Source organism: Micromonospora sp. WMMB235 (assembly GCF_001855515.1).
Classification (GTDB): Bacteria; Actinomycetota; Actinomycetes; order Mycobacteriales; family Micromonosporaceae; genus Micromonospora; species Micromonospora aurantiaca.
In genome coordinates this window covers 6778763-6802058 of record NZ_MDRX01000001.1, presented here as the reverse complement: position 1 = coordinate 6802058, position 23296 = coordinate 6778763, and the positions used below count along the sequence as shown (strand labels likewise).

At 71.2% G+C, this 23296-nt stretch carries 23 protein-coding genes and 1 pseudogene; 8 read left to right on the top strand and 16 right to left on the bottom strand.

Annotation, left to right across the window (positions count from 1 at the left end; all coding sequences use genetic code 11):
* Positions 1-76 precede the first annotated feature (76 nt).
* Positions 77-1498, bottom strand: coding sequence for an MFS transporter (locus BFV98_RS30255; RefSeq protein WP_030271537.1), 1422 nt, complete (start codon positions 1496-1498; stop codon positions 77-79).
* Positions 1499-1740: 242 nt separating this feature from the next.
* Between BFV98_RS30255 and BFV98_RS30250 the strand changes: the two genes are divergently transcribed.
* Positions 1741-2025, top strand: coding sequence for a heavy-metal-associated domain-containing protein (locus BFV98_RS30250; RefSeq protein WP_036310742.1), 285 nt, complete (start codon positions 1741-1743; stop codon positions 2023-2025).
* Positions 2026-2111: 86 nt separating this feature from the next.
* A complete protein-coding gene (locus tag BFV98_RS30245) occupies positions 2112-2405 on the top strand; it encodes a glutaredoxin family protein (RefSeq protein ID WP_047890777.1) in 294 nt (97 codons plus the stop codon).
* 37 nt (positions 2406-2442) lie between these two features.
* Here the strand turns inward: BFV98_RS30245 and BFV98_RS30240 are convergent, their stop codons facing one another.
* Both BFV98_RS30240 and BFV98_RS30235 read right to left on the bottom strand, forming a co-directional pair.
* On the bottom strand, positions 2443-3366 hold the full coding sequence (locus BFV98_RS30240) for a M56 family metallopeptidase (RefSeq protein WP_030271533.1): 924 nt from the start codon (positions 3364-3366) through the stop codon (positions 2443-2445).
* Positions 3363-3725: a BlaI/MecI/CopY family transcriptional regulator gene (locus BFV98_RS30235; protein WP_082171187.1), complete on the bottom strand. Its 363-nt coding sequence runs from the start codon at positions 3723-3725 to the stop codon at positions 3363-3365. The genes BFV98_RS30240 and BFV98_RS30235 overlap by 4 nt, the downstream gene beginning before the upstream one ends.
* Before the next feature lie 484 nt (positions 3726-4209).
* Between BFV98_RS30235 and BFV98_RS30230 the strand changes: the two genes are divergently transcribed.
* Positions 4210-4743 carry a hypothetical protein gene (locus BFV98_RS30230; protein WP_052166171.1) on the top strand — a complete coding sequence of 178 codons (534 nt, stop codon included), beginning with the start codon at positions 4210-4212 and terminating at the stop codon, positions 4741-4743.
* A gap of 93 nt (positions 4744-4836) precedes the next feature.
* Here the strand turns inward: BFV98_RS30230 and BFV98_RS30225 are convergent, their stop codons facing one another.
* From BFV98_RS30225 to BFV98_RS30210, 4 genes are all read right to left on the bottom strand, one after another.
* Positions 4837-5517, bottom strand: coding sequence for a C39 family peptidase (locus BFV98_RS30225; protein ID WP_052166170.1), 681 nt, complete (start codon positions 5515-5517; stop codon positions 4837-4839).
* Between the two features lie 253 nt (positions 5518-5770).
* Positions 5771-6427 carry a DUF305 domain-containing protein gene (locus tag BFV98_RS30220; protein WP_071098624.1) on the bottom strand — a complete coding sequence of 219 codons (657 nt, stop codon included), beginning with the start codon at positions 6425-6427 and terminating at the stop codon, positions 5771-5773.
* 71 nt (positions 6428-6498) lie between these two features.
* Positions 6499-6924 carry a hypothetical protein gene (locus tag BFV98_RS30215; protein ID WP_071098622.1) on the bottom strand — a complete coding sequence of 142 codons (426 nt, stop codon included), beginning with the start codon at positions 6922-6924 and terminating at the stop codon, positions 6499-6501.
* Positions 6925-6985: 61 nt separating this feature from the next.
* Positions 6986-7438 (bottom strand): DUF2752 domain-containing protein, encoded by a 453-nt coding sequence (locus tag BFV98_RS30210; RefSeq protein ID WP_030271525.1) that lies wholly within the window; start codon positions 7436-7438, stop codon positions 6986-6988.
* Between the two features lie 468 nt (positions 7439-7906).
* Here BFV98_RS30210 and BFV98_RS30205 point away from each other — a divergent pair, with 468 nt between their 5' ends.
* The gene (locus BFV98_RS30205) at positions 7907-8416 is read left to right on the top strand and encodes an ATP-binding cassette domain-containing protein (protein WP_230650666.1); all 510 of its coding nucleotides are present in this window, start codon (positions 7907-7909) and stop codon (positions 8414-8416) included.
* Positions 8413-9981, top strand: coding sequence for an ABC transporter permease (locus tag BFV98_RS30200; protein WP_063778291.1), 1569 nt, complete (start codon positions 8413-8415; stop codon positions 9979-9981). Before BFV98_RS30205 ends, BFV98_RS30200 begins: the two co-directional genes overlap by 4 nt.
* On the opposite strand, the gene BFV98_RS30195 is transcribed toward BFV98_RS30200, so the two are convergent.
* Complete coding sequence (locus tag BFV98_RS30195; RefSeq protein ID WP_225319487.1) at positions 9962-12130, bottom strand: heavy metal translocating P-type ATPase; 2169 nt, start codon at positions 12128-12130, stop codon at positions 9962-9964. The genes BFV98_RS30200 and BFV98_RS30195 overlap by 20 nt on opposite strands.
* A 198-nt stretch (positions 12131-12328) precedes the next feature.
* Here BFV98_RS30195 and BFV98_RS30190 point away from each other — a divergent pair, with 198 nt between their 5' ends.
* Complete coding sequence (locus tag BFV98_RS30190; protein ID WP_013476072.1) at positions 12329-12547, top strand: DUF2933 domain-containing protein; 219 nt, start codon at positions 12329-12331, stop codon at positions 12545-12547.
* Positions 12548-12631: 84 nt separating this feature from the next.
* On the top strand, positions 12632-12850 hold the full coding sequence (locus tag BFV98_RS30185; RefSeq protein ID WP_013476071.1) for an SHOCT domain-containing protein: 219 nt from the start codon (positions 12632-12634) through the stop codon (positions 12848-12850).
* Positions 12851-12872: 22 nt separating this feature from the next.
* On the opposite strand, the gene BFV98_RS30180 is transcribed toward BFV98_RS30185, so the two are convergent.
* Complete coding sequence (locus BFV98_RS30180; RefSeq protein WP_013476070.1) at positions 12873-13988, bottom strand: cell wall metabolism sensor histidine kinase WalK; 1116 nt, start codon at positions 13986-13988, stop codon at positions 12873-12875.
* Positions 13985-14677 carry a response regulator transcription factor gene (locus BFV98_RS30175; RefSeq protein ID WP_013476069.1) on the bottom strand — a complete coding sequence of 231 codons (693 nt, stop codon included), beginning with the start codon at positions 14675-14677 and terminating at the stop codon, positions 13985-13987. Before BFV98_RS30175 ends, BFV98_RS30180 begins: the two co-directional genes overlap by 4 nt.
* Positions 14678-14829: 152 nt before the next feature.
* Here BFV98_RS30175 and BFV98_RS30170 point away from each other — a divergent pair, with 152 nt between their 5' ends.
* Positions 14830-16362: a multicopper oxidase family protein gene (locus BFV98_RS30170; protein ID WP_071098620.1), complete on the top strand. Its 1533-nt coding sequence runs from the start codon at positions 14830-14832 to the stop codon at positions 16360-16362.
* Between the two features lie 79 nt (positions 16363-16441).
* Here BFV98_RS30170 and BFV98_RS30165 read toward each other — a convergent pair.
* The 6 genes and pseudogenes from BFV98_RS30165 to BFV98_RS30140 all read right to left on the bottom strand — a co-directional run bounded on the left by BFV98_RS30165 (position 16442) and on the right by BFV98_RS30140 (position 23296).
* Positions 16442-17444 (bottom strand): annotated as a pseudogene (locus BFV98_RS30165) (C40 family peptidase).
* 144 nt (positions 17445-17588) lie between these two features.
* Positions 17589-18998: an NADH-quinone oxidoreductase subunit N gene (locus BFV98_RS30160; RefSeq protein WP_030271518.1), complete on the bottom strand. Its 1410-nt coding sequence runs from the start codon at positions 18996-18998 to the stop codon at positions 17589-17591.
* A gap of 3 nt (positions 18999-19001) precedes the next feature.
* Positions 19002-20492: a NuoM family protein gene (locus BFV98_RS30155; protein WP_071098619.1), complete on the bottom strand. Its 1491-nt coding sequence runs from the start codon at positions 20490-20492 to the stop codon at positions 19002-19004.
* Between the two features lie 4 nt (positions 20493-20496).
* A complete protein-coding gene (locus BFV98_RS30150) occupies positions 20497-22437 on the bottom strand; it encodes a proton-conducting transporter membrane subunit (protein WP_013476064.1) in 1941 nt (646 codons plus the stop codon).
* A complete protein-coding gene (locus tag BFV98_RS30145) occupies positions 22434-22736 on the bottom strand; it encodes an NADH-quinone oxidoreductase subunit K (protein WP_013476063.1) in 303 nt (100 codons plus the stop codon). Before BFV98_RS30145 ends, BFV98_RS30150 begins: the two co-directional genes overlap by 4 nt.
* Entirely contained in the window at positions 22733-23296 is a 564-nt protein-coding gene (locus tag BFV98_RS30140) for an NADH-quinone oxidoreductase subunit J (protein WP_013476062.1), read from the bottom strand. The genes BFV98_RS30145 and BFV98_RS30140 overlap by 4 nt, the downstream gene beginning before the upstream one ends.

Sequence of the window (23296 nt, the reverse complement as noted above, 5' to 3'; positions counted from 1 at the left end):
ATCGTATGAATGCGCCGGTGGATCAGTCGGGATCAGACTCATCCACCGGCGTCAGACAGGCGGTTGATGGATTCGGTCAGGCCGCGGGTACTGTCTCGGCCTCGTTAACAGGCTGTCGCTTGGCCGCGCGGAGGGTGAGACCGGCGGTGAGGGCGCCTGCGGCGGCGATGATCCCGGCGCCGACGAAGGCGGCGGAGTATCCGTCGGTGAGGGCGGGCAGATCGCCGAGCCGGTCGGCGCCGGCGGCGGAGGCGACCGCGGTCATCGCGGCCAGGCCGAGCGCGGAGCCGACCTGGTAGCCGGTGTTGACGATGCCGGAGGCGAGTCCGCCCTCCTCGGGGCGGGCGCTGGAGATCGCCGTACCGAGCGACGGGATGAACGCCAGCGACATACCCAGCGCCGCGACCAGCGAGGCCGGCAGCACGTCAACGGTGAAGCTGCCGTCGGGGCGGACCAACGCGAGCCAGCCGAGTCCGACGGCGAGGACCGCGAGGCCGGTGACCACCATGGGCTTCGGGCCGAAGCGGGCGATGGCGCGCGGGGCGAGCGCGATCATGCCGATCATGATGAGGATGGTCATCGGCAGCAGTGCCGCGCCGCTGGGGAAGGCGCTGTAGCCGAGGACCTGCTGCAGGTAGAGGTTGAGGAAGAACCACATCGGGATCCACGCCGCACCGAGCAGAAGTTGGGCGACGTTGGCGGCGGCGAGGTTCGGCGCCCGGAAGATCGACAGCCGCATCAGCGGCTCCCGGCGGGCCGCCTGGATGGCGACGAACGCCGCGAGGGCGACCACGGCTCCGGCGAGCACCAGCCAGGTCTGCCCAGAGGCCCAGCCCACCTCGGGGGCGCGGACGATGCCGTACACCGCGGCGCCGAGACCGATGGTGACCGTGAGGGCGCCGAGCACGTCCAGCGAACCGCGGCGGGTACCGCCGGCGGGCATCAGGGCCGGGGTGGCCAGCAGCGCGAGCGCGGCGATGGGAATGTTGATGTAGAAGACCCACGGCCAGCTGAGGTATTCGGTGATGACGCCGCCGAGGAAGACGCCCGCGGTGCCACCGGCGGGTGCCGCCGCGCCGTAGAGGGCGAGGGCCCGGGTGAGTTCCCTGGGTTCGGCGCCGAAGAGCATCATCAGCAGCGTCAGCGCCGACGGGGCGATCAGCGCCGCACCGGCTCCCTGTACGGCGCGGGCGGCCAGTTCGACCGTGACGCTGCCGGCCAGGCCCGCGGCGGCGGAGCCGATGAGCAGGACACCCCAGCCGGCGGCGAACATCCGCTTGGCGCCGAACAGGTCGGACAGCCGGCCGCCGAGCAGGAGCAGGCCGCCGAACGCGACGACGTAGGCGTTGAAGACCCAGGACAGGCTCTCCGGTGAGAAACCCAGATCCGCCTGTATGCGTGGTAGCGCGACGCCGATGATCGAGGTGTCCATGATGACCATGAACTGGGCGAGGGCGATGAGTCCGAGGGCCCACCAGCGCTTCGATCCGGATGACATCGTGATCACTCCTTTTCTTACCCCTAGGGGGTATGGGTAGCGGCAATTTTGTACCCCCCACCGGTACCTGTCGTCAAGTGATCCGGATGACATGCCAGGGTAAGCACACGGATCGGTCGAGGTCTTGAGGGGCATACCGGGGAGGGGTATATTCAAACGCCTGCGGGCCGGCGCACAGCCGACCGTCGACGGACGGACCTTGCGCACCGTCACGCCATCGTCTGCGACACCGAGGAGATCCCATGTGCGGCAATGAAGCCAGCTGCGGCTGCGGCACCATCACGATCGACAGCGCCCCGGCGGCCCAGGGCACCGGCAGCGGCGCCCGGAGCACCTACCAGGTGTCCGGCATGACCTGCGGCGGCTGCGCCAAGAAGGTGACCGGGCACGTCTCCGAGATCGCCGGCGTGACCGACGTCCAGGCCGACGTGGCCGCGGGCACCATCACCGTTCTCAGCGAGAACCCGTTGGACACCGCCGAGGTCCGCGCGGTCGTGCAGCGGGCCGGCTACCAGCTCGTGGACTGACCCGCGGGGCATCTCGCATCCCTGGGGCACCGGTTGGCGCCCAGGGATGCCGCCTTGCCATCCGTCCCGGCGACGAGGAGACCGAGTTGACCGTCAACGATCGTTCCCGCCCCGATGAGCTCGTCGTGTACGGCACCGGCTGGTGTCCCGACGTGCGACGCAGCCGCGCCCTGCTCGACGCCGCCCGCATCCCGTACGTGTACGTCGACGTCGATGAGGACCAGGCTGCGGCGGACCTGATCCGTGGCCTGCAGCAGGGGCAACGTCGCATTCCCACCCTGGTGTGGCCGGACGGCAAATTCCTGGTCGAGCCCACCGACGACCAACTGCGTGCCCACCTGACCAGCAGCGGCCATGAAACCGGTGGCCTCGCCGGCTGACGCTTCCATCCCACGCGTCAGAGTGCGCGGCGGCCGTCTAGAGACAGGTGAGGACCGCGGCGAGCATGCCGATGCCCACGGGCGCCCCGAGGGCGGCCGCAGCGAACGCGGTCCGGGTCGCAAGATTGCGGCCGTGCGGGGTACGCGACTGAAGCCGCTGCAACCGGACTCCCACTTCTCCCCCGGCCATCGACAGGGCGGACGGCGGATGGGGCGCACCAGCGAAGCTCAAGAGCGCATTGCGCACGGCCGCATGGCCGCACTCCCGGACGGCCGCAGCGTCCGCACGCAGCTCGACTAGCAGACGGACGGCGGCGGGTGCTTCCCGCGTCAGCGGCAGCCAGGGAACGGCCGATGCAAGCCCTTCCACGGCGGATACCAGCAGGTGGTGGCGCTCGCGCAGATGGGCGCGCTCGTGGCTCAGCACCGCGGCGAGCTGATCCGCCGGCAGATCTCGGGTACAGCTGGCGAGCACAGTCAACCCGCCGGCCCCGCCGAGGCTGTACGCCAACGGGGTGGGGTGTGGGATCCACAGCACCGCCCCGTCACCGGGCTCGGCCGCGCCGCCGGAGAGAGCCAGCAGATCCCCGTGCACGCGCCGGGCGCGACCGGCCGTCCGGGCGCGGCGGACGCAGGACGCGGCGAACTTCGTGAATGCCGCGACCATGGCCAGAGCGCCCGCCCCGCCGAGGACCTCGCCGAGGGCCGGGGGACGGCTGGGCCGCGCCCAGTGCCAACACAGTCGGGCGAGGTCATGCAGTGCCCACTCGTGGGCAGCGCCCGGGGCGAGCAACACGGCGACGGCGACGCCGAAGGTGGCCGTCACGGCGACGAGCAGCCCGAGCCAGCCGAGCAGCACGGCGACCGGGTCAGCAACGTGGCGGAAGCAGAATCGCAACGCGACGGGCCCCCACCAGGCGGCGGCCACGACACCGGCGACCAGTGCCAGCGCGACGCTCACGCCCCGGGCTCCCGCTCGTGGAGCACCTGCTTGATGATGTGCAGTTCCCGATCCGAGGCCGACCTGGCGAAATGCAGAAGCACCAGGTCGGGGTCCGTGCTGGTCTCGAGCACCTGACGCAGCGTGCGAGCGGCGATTTCCTCCCGGCTGCCGGCTGGGCGATAACGGTAGGCCTTGCCATCCTTCGCACGCGCCGCCCAACCCTTGCGGTGCAGGTTGTCGAGCACGGTGAGAACCGTCGTGTAGGCCAGAGCGCGGTCGGTGGTCAGTGCGTCGAGGACCTCTCTGACCAGCAGAGGTTGGCCGGCCCGCCACAGGACGTCCATGACCGCCGCCTCGAGTCTGCCCAGCTCTGCCACGTGCGCTCCCTTCGTGCCCGCAAGGGTACGCGGGGCGACCCGCCAGGCCAGCAAGGCGCACCGGGACCGTGAGGGCTGGCGAGCACAGAGGCCCGATACCTCAGGAGCGCGCGGCCCGGCCAGAACGACCTCGACGATGGTCCATATTTGCAGACGGCGGAAAGGTTGCGTTCCGCAAGGTTCCACCCCCGCCAGGGCAGGCGTATGAAGTGACCCGAGTCGATGCCGTACCCACCCTCCACGGCACTCCCAGAGGAGCTGGAATGCGCAATAAACTGCTGGCCGCCGCCGGTGCCGCCGCCCTCGCCCTGCTGGCCTTCCCGTCGCCCGCCCAGGCCAACCACAGCTGGGGCGGCTACCACTGGGCTCGCACCGCCAACCCGTTCAGCCTGAAGCTCGGTGACAACGTCAGCTCGCAGTGGGACTCGGCGCTGTCCGGCGCCTCCGCCGACTGGAGCAAGTCCACCGTCCTGGAACGACCGTCGTGGCCGGCTCGGTCAGCCCGAAGACCTGCAAGGCCACCGCCGGTCGGGTCGAGGTGTGCAACTCCACCTACGGCAACAACGGCTGGCTCGGCATCGCCTCGATCTCGGTCACCGGCGGCACCCACATCACCCAGGGCACCGTGAAGCTGAACGACACCTACTTCAACACCGCCCAGTACAACACCCCGGCGTGGCGCAACCTCGTCACCTGCCAGGAGGTCGGCCACACCTTCGGCCTCGACCACCAGGACGAGAACTTCAACAACGCCAACCTCGGCACCTGCATGGACTACACCAACGACCCGAGCACCAACCAGCACCCCAACCAGCACGACTACGACGAACTGGTCACCATCTACTCGCACGTCGACTCGACCAGCACGGTCGGCTCCGCGCCGGCAGGCGCCTCGGTCGGCAACTCCCCGGAGTGCTGGGGCACGCTGGTCAGCGGCTCCCGCGCCGACCGGCACTCCACCTACGTCCGGCACTTCGCCGACGGCACCATGGTCGTCACCCACGTGATCTGGGCCTGATCGTCGGATCGACCGCGGTGGAGGGGTCCGTCGCCGGATCGCCGAGCCGCACAGTGGCCCCTCGCCAGAACGGCGAGGGGCCCACGGTGCTGGTCAGGCCGAGTAGCCGCGCGAGGCGGACCAGTTCGCCAGGTCCGCAGCCGAGATCCAGTAGGTGCCATCACCGACAGGCTGCCAGGGATCGGCGATCTTGAGACGGCCCCCGTCGCTGTCGTAGCCGACCACGGTGAGGTAGTGCCCCACGGGGAAGGATCGGGTGACGCCTTCGGCACCCACGGCGGCACCGATGACGTTGACCACCGGGATGCGCTGCTCGTCGATGGCCTTGGTGAGGTCGGCCCTGAGCCGGTGCACCTCGTCGGCGCTGGCCGATTCGTTGGGAATCTCCACGGTCTTGTACTCCCGCTCGCCCAGGCTGTCGTTGAGCACTCGGGTGATCTCGAAGGCCGAGGCGGTGCCGGCGAAGGTGGTGCCAAGTTCACTCGCCAGCTTGTCCTGGTCTTCGATCTTTCCTTGCGCGCTCAGCGCGATCCGCGTGGAGGCAGGACCGCAGTAGTAGATGTTGGGCTGCGCCTGGAACGTGTAGTCGTTCACCTGTTTGCCGGAAGCTGCTCTGGCTGTCGCCTCGGCAGCAGCCGGGTTGGCAAAGGCAGCTGTCGCCGGACCTGCGGCGACGATGCCGGCAAGAGCCACTCCCGCCGCGGCCACGCATTTCCTCACCACGGCGGAGTTGTGGGTGTTGCTGACCGAAAACCGTCGGGCAGGGTTGTTCATGTATCGCCTCTCCTCGGGGAGCCGCAGCGATCACGCGGACCACTCGCCGCTCTTCTCGGTTCGGCACGCGCCTGCGAGCCGGGATACGCACACCCCGGAGCGTCCGGCTCCGGCCTGCGGTTAAGGACCAACTGGCGGCCCGGTTCCCGCATTCCGCAGGTGAGGCCCCGGCCACAGGATTCAGGGCGGTCAGCCGGAAAAGGGACCGGCCGGACTCGAACCAGAGTTCGAGCCCGGCCGGACAGGTACGCGCCTACAGGCGGTCGAGGATCTTCTGGAGGGTCCGCACCTCCGCCGCCTGGTCTGCGGCGATCTTGGCGGCGAGAGCCTTGGCGTCCGGGTTGCTGCCGTTGGCCTGTTCGGTCTTGGCCATCTCGATGGCGCCGTTGTGGTGGGCGATCATCATTTGGGCGAACTTCTTGTCGAAGTCAGTGCCCTTGGCGGCCGTGAGGTCAGCCATCTCCTGGTCGGACATCATGCCCGGCATGTCCGAATTCATCCCCGGCATGTCATGCCCGGGCGAGGCCGACATCACCGGCATGTTGTGGCCGCTGGGCGGAGACGTGGGCTTCCCCCACGCCGTCAGCCAGCCCTTCATGGTGGTGATCTCGGGATCCTGGGCGGCCTTGATCTTGGCGGCCAGATCCTTCAGCTCCGGGTCCTTCGCGCGGCTCGGAGCGAGGCCGGCCATCTCAACGGCCTGCTGGTGGTGCGGAATCATCATCTGGGCAAACATGACGTCTGCGTCGTTAAACGTGCCGTTCGCTGCGGACGAGGCGCCGGTCGACAGGCTGCTGTTGGAATGGTCCATGCCGGCCATGTCGTCGCCCCCGCCGCAGGCGGCAGTGACGAGCAGAGCGGACAGGGCGACACCGGCAAGGGCAGTCCGGCGCAGGATGGTTCGCTTCATCGAGTGAATGGTCCTTGTCGCTAGTGGTTGGCAGACGGTCCTGTGATGGGGGCTTGGCGGCGCGCGAGGGTCTATGTCCGCAGGACCGACACCGCGGTCATCCGCAGTCCGAGGGGAGGTCGGGGCGGAGGGCCACATCCTCGACCCCACGTCCACTGCCTGGCGCGTGCGGATACGGGCAGTTCTCGTCGGCACCGCCGGAGCATCGACAGGGAGGCGAGAACGACCGCCGCGCCGAGCACCGCCAGACATACGGCGAATGCGTCAACGCCGCGACCGTGGCCGTCCGAGCCGCTGAGGCTCTGCTCGCCTGCCGGCACCACGGGTGTGTGCCGCAGGTCCGCCATCGCGCTTTCGACGCCGGAGCCCCTGAGGCTGGGATGGTGGCCGACGGTGTGCATGCCGAGAACACCGAAGGCCAGTGCGACGAGCAGCATCAGCCACAGGGCCGCGCGCTGCTCCGGCCCGCCCGACGCGCCCGCCTTCGCGCTTTTCATGCTGTACCAGGATAGTCGGTGCAAATCCGCCTGCCAGAGATCGAGGTCTGAAGCCGCCGCATCAAGGGGTCAGGTTCGGGATGTCGAACCAGCTGAACGGTGGCCACGGCAGGTTGCGCAACACGGTGCTGTAGAGCAGGAAGGCGGCACCATAGATCCAGTAGACGCGTGGCGACAACCGCAGCGCAGGCAACTCCCGCCCGAACCAGGCGACGCCGGCCCAGCGAATGCCCGCGTAGAGAAGGAAGGGAACGGCGATCAGAGCGGCCAGATGGTGGCGGGCCGCTTCGAGGAGGTCGCCGTGCAGCAGGTAGTAGAACATTCGGGTGCCGCCGCAACCCGGACCGTTGATGCCGGTCATCGCGTGCCAGAGGCAGGGGCCGGTGGGGTCGGCGACCCGGTCGGTCGGATCGAAGCGAAGGACGAACGCCGCCGCCGCGCCGATGGCGCCGGCCAGTGCCAGAGTCGCCGCGCGCTGCGTCGCGCGATGGGGGTAACCCGCCACCTGTCGCATCGCCACCTCCTCGTGTGTCACGAGAGCACACGTGCCGAGATGGGCAGGAACGAGCGATCCCGACACGCGTCTACTAATCACGCATAGTAGATGGCACGCATGGGCACCCTGCCGAGGGGACCCACACCACGAAGACCAGGATGCCGGGCAGGCGCGCGGAACCACCCGGGACACTCCCGTCGCCCTCACCGTGCGCGGTGGCAGCCGCTGCAGACGGGCCCGGCGTAACGGCGGTACCCCTCCCCCACCGCCCCTAAGCTGGGGCAGTACGAACCCTCGCACCACCACCCCGTGCGCACGGAGGTGACCTGTGACCGGCGGTGAGGAATCCGCAGCCGACCGGCCGCCGGGGACGGCCGTGCTGACGGCCCGGGGCCTGCGCAAGTCCTACCGTCGGGGACCGTTCCGGCGGCGTTGCCCGTGCTGCGTGGGGTGGATCTCGACCTGGGGCCAGGTCAGGTGGTCGGGGTGATCGGTGAGAACGGCTCGGGCAAGAGCACCCTGATGAAGATTCTGGTCGGCGCGCTACGCGCAGACGCGGGGACCGTGTCGCACCGCGGACGGATCGGCTACTGCCCGCAGAGCCCGCAGCTGTATCCGCGGCTGACCTGCGACGAGCACTTCGACCTGTTCGGCCACGCCTATGGCATGGCCGAGGAGGAGACGGAGCGGTCCCGGCAGTCGTTGTATGACCAACTGGGCTTCCCCCGGTACGCCCGCACCCGCGCCGAGCGGCTCTCCGGCGGAACCCTCGCCAAGCTCAACCTGGCACTGGCCCTGCTGCCGGACCCGGAACTGATGCTGCTCGACGAGCCCTACGCGAGCTTCGACTGGGACACGTACCAGAAGTTCTGGGACCTGGTCGGCGAGCGCCGGCGGGCCGGCCGCAGCGCACTGGTCATCAGCCACTTCGTGGTGGACGAGGAGCGCTTCGACCGGATCGTGGCCATCACGGACGGCCGGGTGGCATCCCGGTGACCGTCCTGGCGTTCGTGCGGCGGTTCCTGGCCGACTACGCCCGCAACCGGGTGAACCTGCTGCTGCTGGTCGTCGTACCCGTGGTCTTCGTGGCGGTGGTGGCGGGCACCCTGGCCGATGCCGCGCGGATTCTCGGCGGCCGCGGCGGCGCGGCGGTCGAGAACGCCACCGCCGCGTGGTCGGCGGCGTTCCTCGCCGGCATCGGCATGTACTTCCAGAGCGCCGCCACCCGCGACACTGACCAACGGGTGGTGCTGGCCGGGCTGCGGCCGGCACGCATGGTCGCGGCCCGGCTTCTCACCGGGCTGGCGCTGGCCGTGCTGGTCAGCGCGATCGCGTTGGTCACACTCGCGCTCCGGACCGGTATCGACCGCCCGGGGCACGTGGTGGTCGGCACACTCATGGCGGCGGTCATCTACGTCGCCATCGGCACGGCCGTGGGAACGCTAGTGAGCAACCCGGTCAACGGCTCGGTGGTGGTGCTGTTGATCTGGATCCTGGACGTCTTTCTCGGCCCGGCGATGGGGGCCCAGGAGCGGGTGGGCACCCGGATACTGCCGACGCATTTCGTCACCTCGTGGATGGTGGATCTCCCGTCGGGGCACGCCGGCCGGCTCGGCGACGTCGGCTGGGCCCTGGTGTGGACCGTCGCGGCGGTCGCGGTCGCCTGGACCCTCGCGGTGCGGCGTACCCGCCGCGCCGGGCAGCCCCGTCGCCGGCAGCGGCCGGGCGGGTGGCGGGCCCAGCTTGCGGGCGCCGGCCGGGCGGCGTGGCGCGACGCCCGCCGCAATCCGGCCCTGTGGGCGCTCTACGTCGCGGTGCCGGTGATCTTCATCCTGCTGGCGGACGCGATCACTCCCGACCAGCCCATCACGGTGACGGTGCGGGAGCACGGCCGGCGGCTGGCCGGGAGTTACCCGATGCCCGAGGTGCACGGGGCGACGATGGCGCCCATCGCGGTCGCCTCGCTGGCGGCGTTGGCCGGTCTGTTCACGCTGTTGGACAGCCGCGCCGGCGACCGCCGCGCGGCCCTGGCGGGGTTGCGTCCGGCGGCGTTGCTGGCCGGCCGGCTCGGGGTGCTCGCCGCCGCGGCGTTGCTGGCCACGGTGGTGTCGCTGGCCACCACGGCGTCGGTGTTCGACGCGGTCCGCTGGCCGGTGTACGCCGCCGGGAACCTTCTGGTCGCCGGCACGTACGCGCTCGTCGGTGCGCTGCTCGCGCCGGTCTTCGGCCGGGTCGGTGGGGTGTTCATGGCGTTTCTGCTGCCCTTTCTCGACCTCGGCATCAGCCAGAGCCCGATGCTGCGCTCCCAGCCGCCGTCCTGGGCGAAGGCGCTTCCCGGCTACGGCAGCGTCAGGGTTCTCCTCGACGGCGCGCTGACCCGGGGGTTCGACGAACTCGGCGCGCTGGTGCTGGCCTCCGGGTGGATCGTGGTGCTGTCCCTGGCCGTCGCGGTCGCCTACCGGCGGTCCGTGTCGCCGCCCGGATCCCTCGTGACGGCTCTGGCCCGGCCTGCGGCGAGCCGGCCGGGCCAGAGCGGGACGTTCAACGGCGTCCGGGGGTGAGGCGGACCCGTCGGAGCAGTTGTGCGTTGAGCGCCACCACGATGGTGGAGGCGGACATCAGCACCGCGCCGACCGCCGGGCTGAGCGCCACGCCCGCCCACGCCAGCGCGCCGGCCGCGACGGGGATCGCGACCACGTTGTAGCCGGCCGCCCAGGCCAGGTTCTGCACCATCTTGCGGTAGGACGCGCGGGACAGCCGGATCACGCCGGTGACGCCGCGCGGGTCGGAGGAGGCCAGGACGACACCGGCGGATTCGATGGCCACGTCGGTGCCGGCGCCGATCGCGATGCCGACGTCGGCGCGGGCCAGGGCGGGCGCGTCGTTGACCCCGTCGCCGACCATGGCCACCGTCAGGCCCCGCGCCTGCAGGTCGGCGACCGCGCGGTCCTTGTCCGCCGGGAGCACCTCGGCGAACACCTCGTCCACACCGGGGCGGAAGCCCAGGTCGGCGGCGACCGCCTCGGCGACCGGGCGGGCGTCTCCGGTGATCATCACGATCTTCTTGACGCCCTGTTCCCGCAGCTCGGTGATCGCCTCCCGGGCTTCCGGCCGGACCTCGTCCTCCAGCGCGAACGCGCCGATCGTTTCGGGTCGGCCGTCCGCCGGCAGCCGCAGCAGATGCAGGACGGCCGCGCCGCGGGCCGACCACCGGCTGCTGGCGTCCGCCAGGTCGGCGGGCACAGTGGCATCGAGCTCCCGCAACAGCGCCGGACCGCCGACCGCGTAGGAGGTGCCGTCGACCACGGCCTGGACGCCGCGTCCGGTCAGGGAGCGGAAGTCCCGCGCCGTGGCAATCAGACCGTGCCCCTGGGCTGCCCGCACCAGGGCCCGGGCGAGCGGGTGCTCACTGTCGGCCTCCACCGCGCCGGCGACCCGCAGCACCTCGTCCTCGGTGAGCCCTGCGGTGGCGGCGGTGGCGGTAACGGTGTGGGCGCCCTTGGTCAGGGTGCCGGTCTTGTCGAACAGCACCGCGTCCACGCCACGCATGCGTTCGAGCGCCATGCGGTCCTTGACCAGGATGCCCGCCTTCGCCGACACCGCGGTCGACAGGGCGATGACCAGCGGGATGGCCAGCCCGAGGGCGTGCGGGCAGGCAATCACCAGAACCGTCACCGTACGGACCACGGCTTCGTTGACGTCGCCCAGTGCCCACCAGGTGCCGAAGGTGATCAGCGCGGCGGCGGTGGCGAGGTAGAACAGCCAGGCGGCGAACCGGTCGGCGAGCACCTGCGCGCGGCCGGCGGACGCCTGCGCCTGGGCGACGAGCCGGCTGATGCCGGCCAGGGCGGTGTCCTCGCCGACGGCGTCGACGCGGACCCGCAGGGTGGAGTCGGTGGCGACGGTGCCGGCGACCACCTTGTCGCCGACCGTACGGGGCACGGGCCGGGACTCGCCGGTGACCATGGACTCGTCGAGTTCGGCGGCCCCGTCGACGATCCGTCCGTCGGCGGGAACCCGGCCGCCGGAGCGGACCAGGACCAGGTCGCCGACGCGCAGGTCGCCGGCGGGCACCCGGTGCGGCTGCCCGGCGTCGTCGAGGCGTTCGGCGTCGTCGGGCAGCAGGGCGGCGAGGGCCGCCAGGGCGCCCTGGGCCTGCCCGATCGCCTTCATCTCCTGCCAGTGCCCGAGCAACATGATGGTGACCAGCGCGGCGAGTTCCCACCAGAAGTCGAGGCTGAACGCACCCAGGCTCGTGGCCAGCGAGGCGGCGTACGCGACGGTGATCGCCATCGCGATCAGCAGCATCATGCCGGGAGCCCGGTCGCGGACCTCCCGAACGGCGCCGGCCAGGAACGGCCAGCCGCCGTAGGCGAAGACCAGGGACCCCAGGACGGGCCCGACCCAGGTCATGCCGGGGAAGTCGAGGGTGTAGCCGAACCAGTCCATGATCATGTGGCTGGTGGCGACGATCGGCACGGTCAGCGCCAGGCTCAGCCAGAACTTGCGCCGGAACTGCTCCGGGTCGTGCCCGGCGTGCTTGTCGTGTCCGCCGCCGTGTCCCCCGTGGTGGTCGTGGTGCTGGGGCTGATCCGGCGGGCGACGCTCTGGCGTGTGATCTGCGTGCCGCTCGGCGACGTGGCCGTGAGCGGGGTGCGGGTGCTCGGGTGCCGTCGCGAGCGGGGCATGGTGGGTGTCGTGGCGTGTCATGAGGTCCACCTCCGCCTCGAACATATACCCCTAGGGGGTATAGGGCAAGGCTGCTGGTACGTGGTCTTGAGCGCTTCCTGTTACCGCTACCCGGAGGGGGTAGGACCTTCGACCGTACGGCCGGGGCCGGTAGGCGCTGCCGCCCGGCGGAACCCGGGAGCAGGCTCGGTTTGGGAGCTACGAGAAAGGAGACCGGTGATGAGGCGACATCTGCCGTTGTACGTGACCGCCTTGGTGATCCTCATCGCGGGGGCGCTGGCGATCGGCGTGCCGGCACGTTCGGTGGCGTACGGGCTGCTCGCGCTCGCCTGCCCGCTGATGATGCTGTTCATGCACGGCGGCCACGGTGACCACAGCGGTCACTCCGGTGGCAGCGAGCGCCGCGGCCCGTCGGAGACGAATTCGTCGGTCAGGTGAGCCGGCAGCGGCGACGGGTATGCCGGCGACGCCGTCAGGTCCAGGAGAACAGCAGGGTCCGACAGCGGAAAGGACGTGACCCACATGCATGATGGCAACGGTTGGTTCTGGCCGATGGGTCTGATGATGGTCGGCTGGCTGGTCCTGGCCGTGATCATCGTCGCGGCGGTCTGGCTCACGGTCGGCACCGGCCGACGCGCGACGGACCACGGCGACTCCGCCCGGCGGATCCTGGCCGAGCGCTACGCCCGTGGCGAGCTGGACGACGAGGAGTACCGCCGCAGGCTGGACGGGTTGCGCTGACGGGCCTCCCCCACGCGCTTCGTCAGCTGCCTGCGGCGGGCCCTGCGCCGGGCAGGGCGACGGTGAACATCGCGCCCCGGCCGGGGCCCTCACTGGCGGCGGTGATCCTGCCGCCGTGTTGGGTCACGATAGCGCGGGCGACGGCCAACCCGATGCCCGATCCCCCGTGCTCGCGGTCCCGGGCGGCGTCCGCCCGGTAGAAGCGTTCAAAGACGTGCGGCAGGTGCCGCGCGTCGATGCCGTCTCCCGTGTCGGTGACGCTGACGCGCACCTCGTCGGCAGCCCGGGTGGCGTGCACGCTGACGCGCCCGGTCGGTGGGGTGTGGCGCAGGGCGTTGTCGAGGAGGTTGCCCAGCACCTGCCCCATCCGTACCGGGTCGGCGTCGACCACTCCGACGTCCGGTGCCACCTGCTCGTGCAGGGTGAGGCCCTTCGCCGCGTACCGGGGCCGGGCGGCGGCCACGGCAGCGCTGACCAGCTCACCGACGGCGACCGGTCGGGGGCGCAGGTCGAGTTGGTGCTCCTCTGCGCGGGACACCGCGACGACGTCCTCGGCCAGACGGCGCAGCCGGGTGGTCTGCGCCCGCAGCACCGTCCAGGTGTCCTCGCCCTCGACCGCGATCCCGTCCTCGGCCGCGTCCACGTACGCCTCGATGGTGGCCAACGGAGTACGCAGCTCGTGGCCGAGGTCGGCCAGCAGACGGCGGCGGGTCGCCTCCGCGTCGGCCAGCCGGGCGGCCATCGTGTTGAAGGCGGCGGCGACCGTGTCGAACTCCGGACCGAGGCCGGGACCGTTGACCCGTGCCGCGTAGTCGCCCCGGCTGACGTCCGCGGCGGCGGTCGCCAACTGGGTGACCGGTCGGGCAAGGCGGCGAGCCAGGTAGGCGCTGACGGCGAGGGCGGCGAGCAGCGATACGGCGATCGCGACCCCCAGGGCGAGGGCGCTGGCCGAGGCGTACGCCTGCTCGACGTGATGAGCGGTCCCGGGGTCGACCGGACCGGTCACCCGCCTCAGATGGCTCCGGAAGATCGCCGGCCCGACCACGGCCGCCACCAGGCCGAGGGTTCCCGCGCCGACCAGCACCACGAGGGCCTGGGCGGCGAGAAGCCGGCCCGGCAGTCCCAGTTGTCGTCTCATCCCCGCCCCATCCGGTAGCCGATGCCGCGGACGGTGCGGATGAACCGGGGCCCGGCGGGATCGTCGCCGAGCTTGCGGCGCAGGTGGGCGATGTGCACATCGACGAGGTGCTCGTCGCCGACCCAGTCGGCACCCCACACCGCGTCGATGAGCTGCCGGCGGCGCAGCGCCGTGTCCGGCTGCGCGGACAACGCGGCAAGCAGGTCGAACTCCGTCCGGGTGAGTTCCACGGGCTGCTCGTCGACGTACACCTCACGGCCGGCCAGGTCGACCCGCAGCCCGCCGACCGTCCGGGTCGACTGCTCCGCGGCCGGGGCCACGGCGGCGCGGGGACGGCGCAGCATGGCGCGGATCCGGGCGACGAGTTCGCGCGGGCTGAACGGCTTGGTCAGGTAGTCGTCCGCGCCGACGCCGAGGCCGATGAGCTTGTCGACCTCCTCGCTGCGGGCGGTGAGCATGACCACGTAGCAGTCGGTGAACGTGCGGATCTGGCGGCAGACCTCGATGCCGTCCAGGCCCGGCAGGGCGAGGTCCAGCACCACCACGTCGGGCCGGTCCCGCCGGGCGGCCGCGACCGCCGACCGGCCGTCGAAGACGCAGCTCACCTCGTGACCGTCGCGCTCCAGATAGCTGGCGACGACCTTGGCCAGGCTGCGCTCGTCGTCGACCACCAGCACACGTACACCCATGGGCCAATCCTGCCCTGCCGGTCAGGCCGGGCGGACCCAGGTCACCGGCGATCGCTCATGAAGATTCACTGAAGAAAGCCGTGCGACGTGGCCGTCGGCCCGCGGCGAAGGTCAGGCTGCAGACAGGGTTCCTCGCAGCCGAAGGAGCAGCCATGTCCCCCACCCTCACCCGCCGACGACTGCTGGCCGGAATCGCCGGCACGGTCGGTATCGCCGGCACGGCCGGCGCCGCCGCCTGGGCCGGCGGGCTGTTCGACCCCCGTCTCGTGGCTCCGGGCGGGGACCTGGTGGCCCGGACCGAGGCAGCGCGACGGCGGGCCGGCGCCCGCACCGTGTCCGCGAGGCTCAACCCGCGCCCGGTCACCCTCGACCTCGGCGGCCGGCAGGTGCAGACCTGGGGCTACCAGGATTCCGCGCCGGGTCCGCTGCTGCGCGCGCGGGCCGGCGACGTGCTCCGCGTCGAGGTGGCCAACGGTCTGGCCACCGAGACGAGCGTGCACTGGCACGGCGTCGCGCTGCGCAACGACATGGACGGCGTGCCCGGAGTGACCCAGCGGTCGATCGCTGCGGGCGGAACGCACACCTACGAGTTCACCGCCCCTGACCCGGGCACCTACTTCTACCACCCGCACTCGGGAGTCCAGCTCGACCGCGCTCTCTACGGTGTGCTCGTGGTCGACGACCCGCACGAGGCCGGCCGGTACGACCAGGAGTGGATCGTGGTGCTCGACGACTGGGTCGACGGCACCGGCCGCACACCCGACGACGTGTTGGCGTCGCTGCAGTCGATGGGCGGCCACGACGACATGGCCGGCATGAACGGCATGGCCGGCATGGAGCACGGCGGCATGAGCGGCATGTCGATGGGCGGCATGGAGAGCATGACCTCGCCCCTGCTAGGTGGGGCAGGAGACGTGGTCTACCCGCACTATCTGATCAACGGCAGGGCACCGGACGCCCCGGTGACGTTGACCGGTCGACCGCGCCAGCGGGTGCGGATCCGCCTCGTCAACGCCGCCTCCGACACCGCGTTCCGGATCGCCCTCGGCGGCCACCGTCTCACCGTCACCCACACCGACGGCTTCCCCGTCACCCCCACCGCCTGCGACGCCCTGGTGCTCGGCATGGGGGAACGGGCGGACGTCACCGTGGACCTCGGCGACGGCGTCTTTCCCCTGGTCGCGGTCGCCGAAGGCAAGAGCGGCCAAGGCGTGGCCGTGGTCCGCACCGGCGCCGGCAGCCCGCCGGCCGCGACTGTCCACCCTGCGGAGCTGGACCTCCGAGTGCTGCTCACCGGCGGCCTGAGCCCTGCCGACGCCGTCAAACTGGAGCGCCGCAAGGCCGATCGGGTGCACCGCCTGGAACTGGGCGGCTCGATGATGCCCTACCGGTGGACCATCAACGGCACCACCACCGACAAGCTCGACCCGCTGCTGGTCGGCCAGGGCGAGCGGGTGCGGCTGGAGTTCGTCAACCAAAGCACGATGTTCCACCCCATGCACGTGCACGGCCACACGTTCGCCGTCACCGACACCGGCGTCCGCAAGGACACGGTGATCGTGGTGCCGAAGCAGACCGTCGCGGTCGAGTTCGACGCGACCAACCCGGGCCAGTGGATGACCCACTGCCACAACATCTACCACGCCGAGACCGGCATGATGATCAACCTGGCGTACCAGGAGTAACAGCCTGACCTATCCCCCGGGGTGACAGGAGGCTCCCGCGGCCTTCGGCCATGGGAGCCTCCTGTCATCGACCGACGGTTCAGGTGACGCGGCGGAAGCCGGCGACCGGCATGTAGGTGATGCTCAGGACGTTGACCGGCTTACCGGCCCGCGGCGCGTGCACCATCAGGCCGTTACCCAGGTACAGCCCCATGTGGTGCAGGTCGCTGAAGAAGAAGATCAGGTCGCCGGGGCGGGCGTCGGCCCGGGACACCGGCCGACCCTCGTTCCACTGCGCGCCGGTGAAGTGAGTGAGCGAGATACCCGCGGCCTTGTAGGCGTACTGGGTGAGCCCAGAACAGTCGAAAGCGTCCGGGCCGTCGGCCCCCCAGACGTACGGGTCGCCGACCTGCTGGCAGGCGACGCGGATCGCCGTCTGCGCGGCGCTGCTGACCACGCCGCTGATAGTGGGGCAGCCCGTTACCTTCACCGTCGTCTTCGGCAGCGACGCGGTCAGGCGTTTGATCTCGGCGTCGATCTGCTTCTTCTTCGCCGCCAACTCGTCCTGCTGCTTGACCTCCGCGGCGATCAGCTCGTCCAGCTTCTTCTTCTGCGCCTGGTACCGGTCGCGGACAGCCAGCACACCGGCGATTTCCTGGTGCTGCTGGGCCGCAAGCCGGTCGAGGATCACCAACTGTTCGGCGAGGGTCCCAGGCTTGGTGCTCACCAGAAGGGCACCCAGTTCCTGCGAGGGGCCCCGCACATAGTACCGGGCGGCGATAGCGCCGACCCGGTTCATCGCCAGCGGCGGACTCCAGTTCCAGCGGGGCCATCTTCTTCTCGAGGTCCGCCGCCTTCTTCTGGTTGACCTTCAGCTGGGCCCGCACCTTGTTGAAGCCTTCGATGGTGGGCTCGAGTTGTTCCCACTGCTTGTCGATCTGCGCTTCGATCTCGTCCGCCGAGGGCGCGGCGTGGACCGGTGCCGCCAGGAGCCCGGCGCCGAGCGCAGCGGCCGCGAGCAGGACGAGTGCACGGCGGGCCAGCCCGCCGCGACGGACGGGCGGGTGGCTCGCGGGGGGACGGCGAAGGGGCAGGGATGCCACCAGCACGGACTCCTTCTGGCCTTGGGAAGCGGGCGGGGCTGCGCGGTAGCGGCCCCACCCGCGGCGGGTTCGCCCACATCCTTACCTACTATTGGCCGATAGTTGAAGAGGGGACGGCCCGAGCAGCCAAAGTGTCACCGAGGGCTAGCGGCTGACCACGTACCAGAGCGGTCCGGCCACCAGCCCCAGCGCCAGGCTGACGGCCGACGCGAGGATGGCCGTCCGCGCCGTGACGCGCCGCAGGACGGCCTCGGAGGTCACCGCCGAGTCGCCGGGCTCTCGGTACACGGGAACGATCCAGCGCAGGTAGTAGAAGAGGCTGAGCACACTGTTGACGAACACGACGACGGCGAGCCAGGCGTACTCGCCGTCCCAGGCGGCGGTCGCGGTGGTGAGCTTGCCGACGAACACCGCCGTCGGCGGGGTGCCCACCAGGCCGAGGAGGGCGACCAGCAGGGCCGCGGCGAGCCCCGGCCGCCGGTAGGCCAGGCCCCGGAAGTCGGTGAGGTCGCGGTGCTCCGGAAGGGCGGCGGTGACCGCGAACGCGGCGATGTTCGTCACCGTGTAGCCGGCCAGGTACAGCAGCAGCGACGGCAGTGCCAGGTCGCTTCGTCCAATGGCCACGATGGGCACGAGCAGGAACCCGACCTGGCTGACGGTGGACCAGCCGAGCAGCCGGCGTGGGTCCGATTGCCAGTAGGCGGCCAGGTTTCCCAGGGTCATGCTGACGGCTGCCACGACAGCCACCGCGACCGCCCAGGACACGGAGGTGGGAAGGACGCCGGCGAGTCGGAAGACGGCGATCAGCGCGCCGATCTTCGGAACGGTGGTCAGGAACGTCGCCGCGGTGGCGGAGGTGCCCTGCGCGGCGTCGGGCACCCAGAAATGCGCGGGTACGCCGCCGGCCTTGAACATCAGCCCTGCGAGGAGAGCCACCGCAGCGACCGCGACCGCCCCGCGGGGCATGTCCGGCAGGCGCTGCGAAAGTTCGGGATAGGTGGTGGTGCCGGACAGGCCGGTCAGCACGGTGACGCCCAGCAGGAGCAGGATCCCGAACAAGGCTCCCAACAGGTACGTCTTCAGCGCGGCTTCGGCGCCGGCAGCGGTGTGGGCAAGACCGATCAGCGCGTAGAGCGGGATGCTGGCGAGCAGGAACCCGACGGCGAGGGCGAGCAGGTCGTTCGCCCCGGCCAGCAGCACCGCGCCGGCGGTGGAGAACAGGAGCAGGCTGTAGGTTTCGCTCTCCCGCGCGGTACCGGAGATCTCGTCGGCCGCGATCGCCAGGATGAGCAGGGTGCCGGACGCCGCGAGGATGCGGGCGATCCCGGTGGCCGTGTCGACGGCGAACGAGTTGTCAAAGGCGCTCGTCGCCGGCTCGCCCAACTGGATCGCGGCGACGACGATCGTGGCGACGAGCACGACGGCGGTGAAGATCCGGATGATCCACTGCCGGTGGCGGGGGACGAAGGAACCGCCGATCAGAGCGGCGAGGGCGCCGCCGGCGAGCAGCATCTCGGGGACCAGCAGCAGCGGTCGCATCATCTCCGTTTCCACCGGTCACCGCCCGAGCAGGCCGACGACGGCGTGGGCTGCCGGTTCGATGACGTCGAGCAGCGGGCGCGGCAGCACCCCAATCAGCAGGGACAGCAGCAGCAGCGGCCCGACCGACCAGAGTTCGCGGGCGCGCAGGTCGGTGAACCCGATGGACCTGCCGGTGGTGTCGCCGGTGAAGACGCGTTGCAGCGCGCGGAGGAACAGCGCCGCGGTGATCAGGATGCCGAGCACGGCGACGGCGGTGACCGGTGCCGCGGCGACGCTGCCGGTGAAGATCTGGAACTCGGCGATGAAGCCGGAGAAGGCGGGCAGGCCGAGGGAGGCGAACGCACCCACGGCGAACAGCGCGGCGAAGGTCGGCGCGGGCGCGCCGAGCCCGCCGAAGTCACGCATGTCGTAGGTGCCGGCGCGGTCCCGCAGGACGCCGGCGAGCAGGAACAGCGCCGCGGTGATCAGGCCGTGGCTGACCATCTGGGTGACCGCCCCGACGACCGCCACGCCGCGAGCCTGGGCGGTGTCGGCGGCGACCAGGCCGGCCACGCCGACGGCGAGGACGATGTAGCCCATGTGGTTGACCGACGTGTACGCGATCATGCGTTTGACGTTGGACTGGGCCAGCGCGACGAGCGCCCCGTAGAGCACCGACACGACGCCGACGACGACGACCACCCAGGCCCACGCCCTCCACGCCTGCGGGAGCATCGGCATGGCGATGCGGACGAAGCCGTAGGTGCCCATCTTCAGCAGCACCCCGGCGAGGACCGCCGAGCCGACGGCCGGTGCGTCGGTGTGTGCCGGCGGCAGCCAGGTGTGGAAGGGCACGGTCGGCGTCTTCACCGCCAGACCGAGCAGGATCGCCGCCAGCACCAGCCCACCCGCGACCGGCCGGCCCTGCAACGGCGGCGTGGCGACGAGTTCCGGCATGTCGAACGTGTGCGGGGCGGCAGCGACGTACAGGCCGATGAACCCAACCAGCAACGCGAGGGAGCCGAGGAAGGTGTAGAGGAAGAACTTCAGCGCCGAGTGTGCCCAGTTGCCATGGCCCCAGCCGGCGATGACAAAGTACATGCCGACGATGGACAGATCGAAGAAGACGAAGAACAGGACCAGGTCGGCGGCGACGAACAGACCGAGGCTGACGCTCTGCAGGAACAGAAACAGCGCCGCCTGCCCTCGGGGCCGGTGTCGCTCGTGCAGTGCGTACACCGCGCAGGCCAGGAAGATCACGGCGGTCATCACCACCAGCGGCAGCGAGAGCCCGTCCACACCGATGTGGTAGCTGCTGTTCACGCCGGGAATCCACGCCGCCCGCTCGGCGAAGGCGAGCTCACCGGTCGGCGGGGTGTGGTAACGCCACCAGACGACGGCGATCAACGCGAGATCGACGGCGGTCACGGCGATCCAGGTCCAGCGCGCCGCGGTGTCTCCCAGCCGCGGCAGCGCGACCAGTGCCACCGCTGCGAACAGGGGAAGGAAGACAATCACGCTGAGCACGGGTTCACCCCAACACCACGAGGACGACGACACCGACGAGGAGCACCACGACGGCCTGTAGGTAGTACTGGTAGAGCTGTCCGGTCTGCGGCCGGCGCGCGAACTGCCCGAGCCGGCGCATCCCGGCGGCGAACGCCTCCACCGCCCCGTCGAGCCACCGGTCGTCGGCCCGGCCGGCCCGAGCGGCCATCCGTAGCGTCCGGGCCGAGGCGAATTCGACGCCCCGGTCGAGGACCCGGTCGTCGAACGAGCCGGCCCGGCGGGACAGGCTCAGCACCGTGCGCGCCAGGGCTACCGCGGCCCGGTCCAAGACCCGGTCGTCGAAACGGGCCAACGCCTCGGCGCAGCGCAGCGTCGGTCGGACGACCAGGACTCGTGCTGCGGGCTCCAGCCCGAGCCAGTGCAGCGCCCAGCGCGGCTCGGGGATCGGGCGGCGGGCGACCGCCAGGACGACGACCAGTGCGATCACCGCCGACACCCCAAGCTCCGGCAGCGACACGTGGAACTTCTCCGGCTGCCCGACGGTCCGCGCGACCGTGGCGCCGACCGGTGGCAGAGCCAGCAGGCCAGCGAACCCCGCACCGATCGCGAGCGCGACCAGCGGCGCCTGCTGTAGGACGCCGACCCGCCTGGTGGCCGTCTCCTCCTCGTCCCGGTGGGCGTCGACGTCGGCCTGCTGGTCGGGGGGGACCCGCCGCCAGATGACCACCAGCACCTTCCCCGCGTAGGCGGCGGAGAGCGCCGACGCGGCCAACCCCACCGCGTAGAGCCACGGCGACTGCTCGAGGGCCGCCGCGAGGACCTCGTCCTTGGTCGCCCACAGCGACAGCGGCGCCATCCCCGCGAGCGCGAGCGCACCGACGGTTGCCGTCCACCCGACCCACGGCCACCGAGCGACGACCCCGCGCAGCCCGGCGAGCTGCTTGGTGCCCAGCGCCGTCAGCCAAGCTCCGGCCGCGAGGAAGAGCAAGGCCTTGGTGGCGGCGTGCGCGATCAGGTGCGTCGCGCCGCCCGCGATCCCGCCGGCCCCGGCGGCTAGCACCACGAAACCAAGCTGGGCGGAGGTGGAGGCGGCGAGGAGTTGCTTGAGGTCCCGCTGGGCGACCGCCACCGCCCCCAGCAGGAGCGCCGTCACCGCTCCGGCCCACATGGTGGCCGGGCCCGCCCACCCGGTCGTGGCCAGCAGCGGCTCGACGCGCAGCAGCAGGTAACCGCCCATGGCGACCATGGCCGCGGAGTGCAGCAGCGCGCTGACCGGGCTCGGGCCGGCCATCGCCCGAGAAAGCCAGAACGAGAAGGGCAGTTGCGCGGCCTTGCCCAGCGCGGCGATGAGCATCCCGGCGGCGATGAGGTGCCGCCAGCCGGGGCTGCTGTCGGGCAAATCGCGCAACGCCAGACCGGCGCCGCCCGCGAGGGCCGCGCCGGCGGCGAGGTAGAGGCCCAGGTCGGCGGCGCGCGTGGTGACGAACGCGGTCAGGCCTGCGGACACCCGGTCGGAGTCGCGCCACCAGAACCCAATCAGGGCGTACGAGGCGGCGCCCATGATCTCCCAGGCGAACAGCAGGGTGGGCAGCGTCGCCGCGGTGGCGGTGAGCGCGACGGAGGCGGCGAAGAGCAGCATCAGGCCGTGGAAGCGGGCCCGGGAGCGGCGGATCTCCCCTGCTGCGGCGAGTAGCACGAGCAGGGTGACCACCGTCAACATCGGCAGCACCAGGGCGGCGAGCCCGTCGACGGCGAGCGCGAACTCGGTGCCGGCGAGGAACGGCGCCGCCACCCGCGGCCGGGCCACCCCGACCACCGCCGACAGGGCCACCGACCCGGTGGCAACGGTGAGCGCGACGGGTGCCGCGAGCCGGTCAGCCCGCCGGTCGAACGCGAGCAACGCGCCGACGCCAGCCGGTAGGGCCACCAGTGACCAGAGCGCCGCCTGCGCAAGCCCGTTCATCGGGACAGGTCCGCGGCCATGTCGGTCATGTCGGTGCGGCGTACCCGGTGCAGGTGGGTGGCCACGGCGAAGCCCATCGCCATCTCGACGGTCATCGCCGTGATGATGACCAGCAGCAGGACCTGCCCGGACGGGTGCGGGGCGAGGAACCACCAGAATCCGGCGCCGGCCAGGATGAGACCGTTGAGCATCAGCTCCAGCCCCATCATCACCATGACGACGACCTGCTGGGACAGGGCGCCGTAGAGGCCGACGCTGAACAGCGCGGCCGCGACGAGCAGCACGGTCTGCAGGGTCATCGGCCGACCCCTCCGGGCTGCGGGTCGTCGGCCGGTCGCCGGCGCAGGTCGTCGCCGAACCGGTCGTAGCGGGTCCGGTGGGCGGCGAGGACCACGCCGGCGACGATGGTCACCGCCATGACCGCCCCAACGCCGGTCATGACCAGCATCTTCGGACCCATCAATTCCTCCCCCAACGCCTCGGTGACGTCGACGGGCGGGGCACCGCGCCGCGTGGGCCACGGCACGAGCAGCACCCCGGCGGCCAGCAGGACGAACACGCCGATGGACACCGCCAGGGCGTGCCGGTTGTCGTGGACCATGCTCATCGGCATCAGCGCCGGGTTCATGCCCATGAACATGACCATGTAGACCGCCATGACGGCCATCTCCATGACCATCATCAGGATCGTCACCACCCCGACGTAGTTCTGCTGCATCAGCAGCACCTGCAGACCGACGGCGATGAACGACACGGCGAGCGCGTAGCTGGCGCGGGCCATCGAGTCGACGACGAACACCGCAGCGCCGGCGAGCACGGCGACAACCGCCAGGGCCCAGAACACGACGTGGGTGACCAC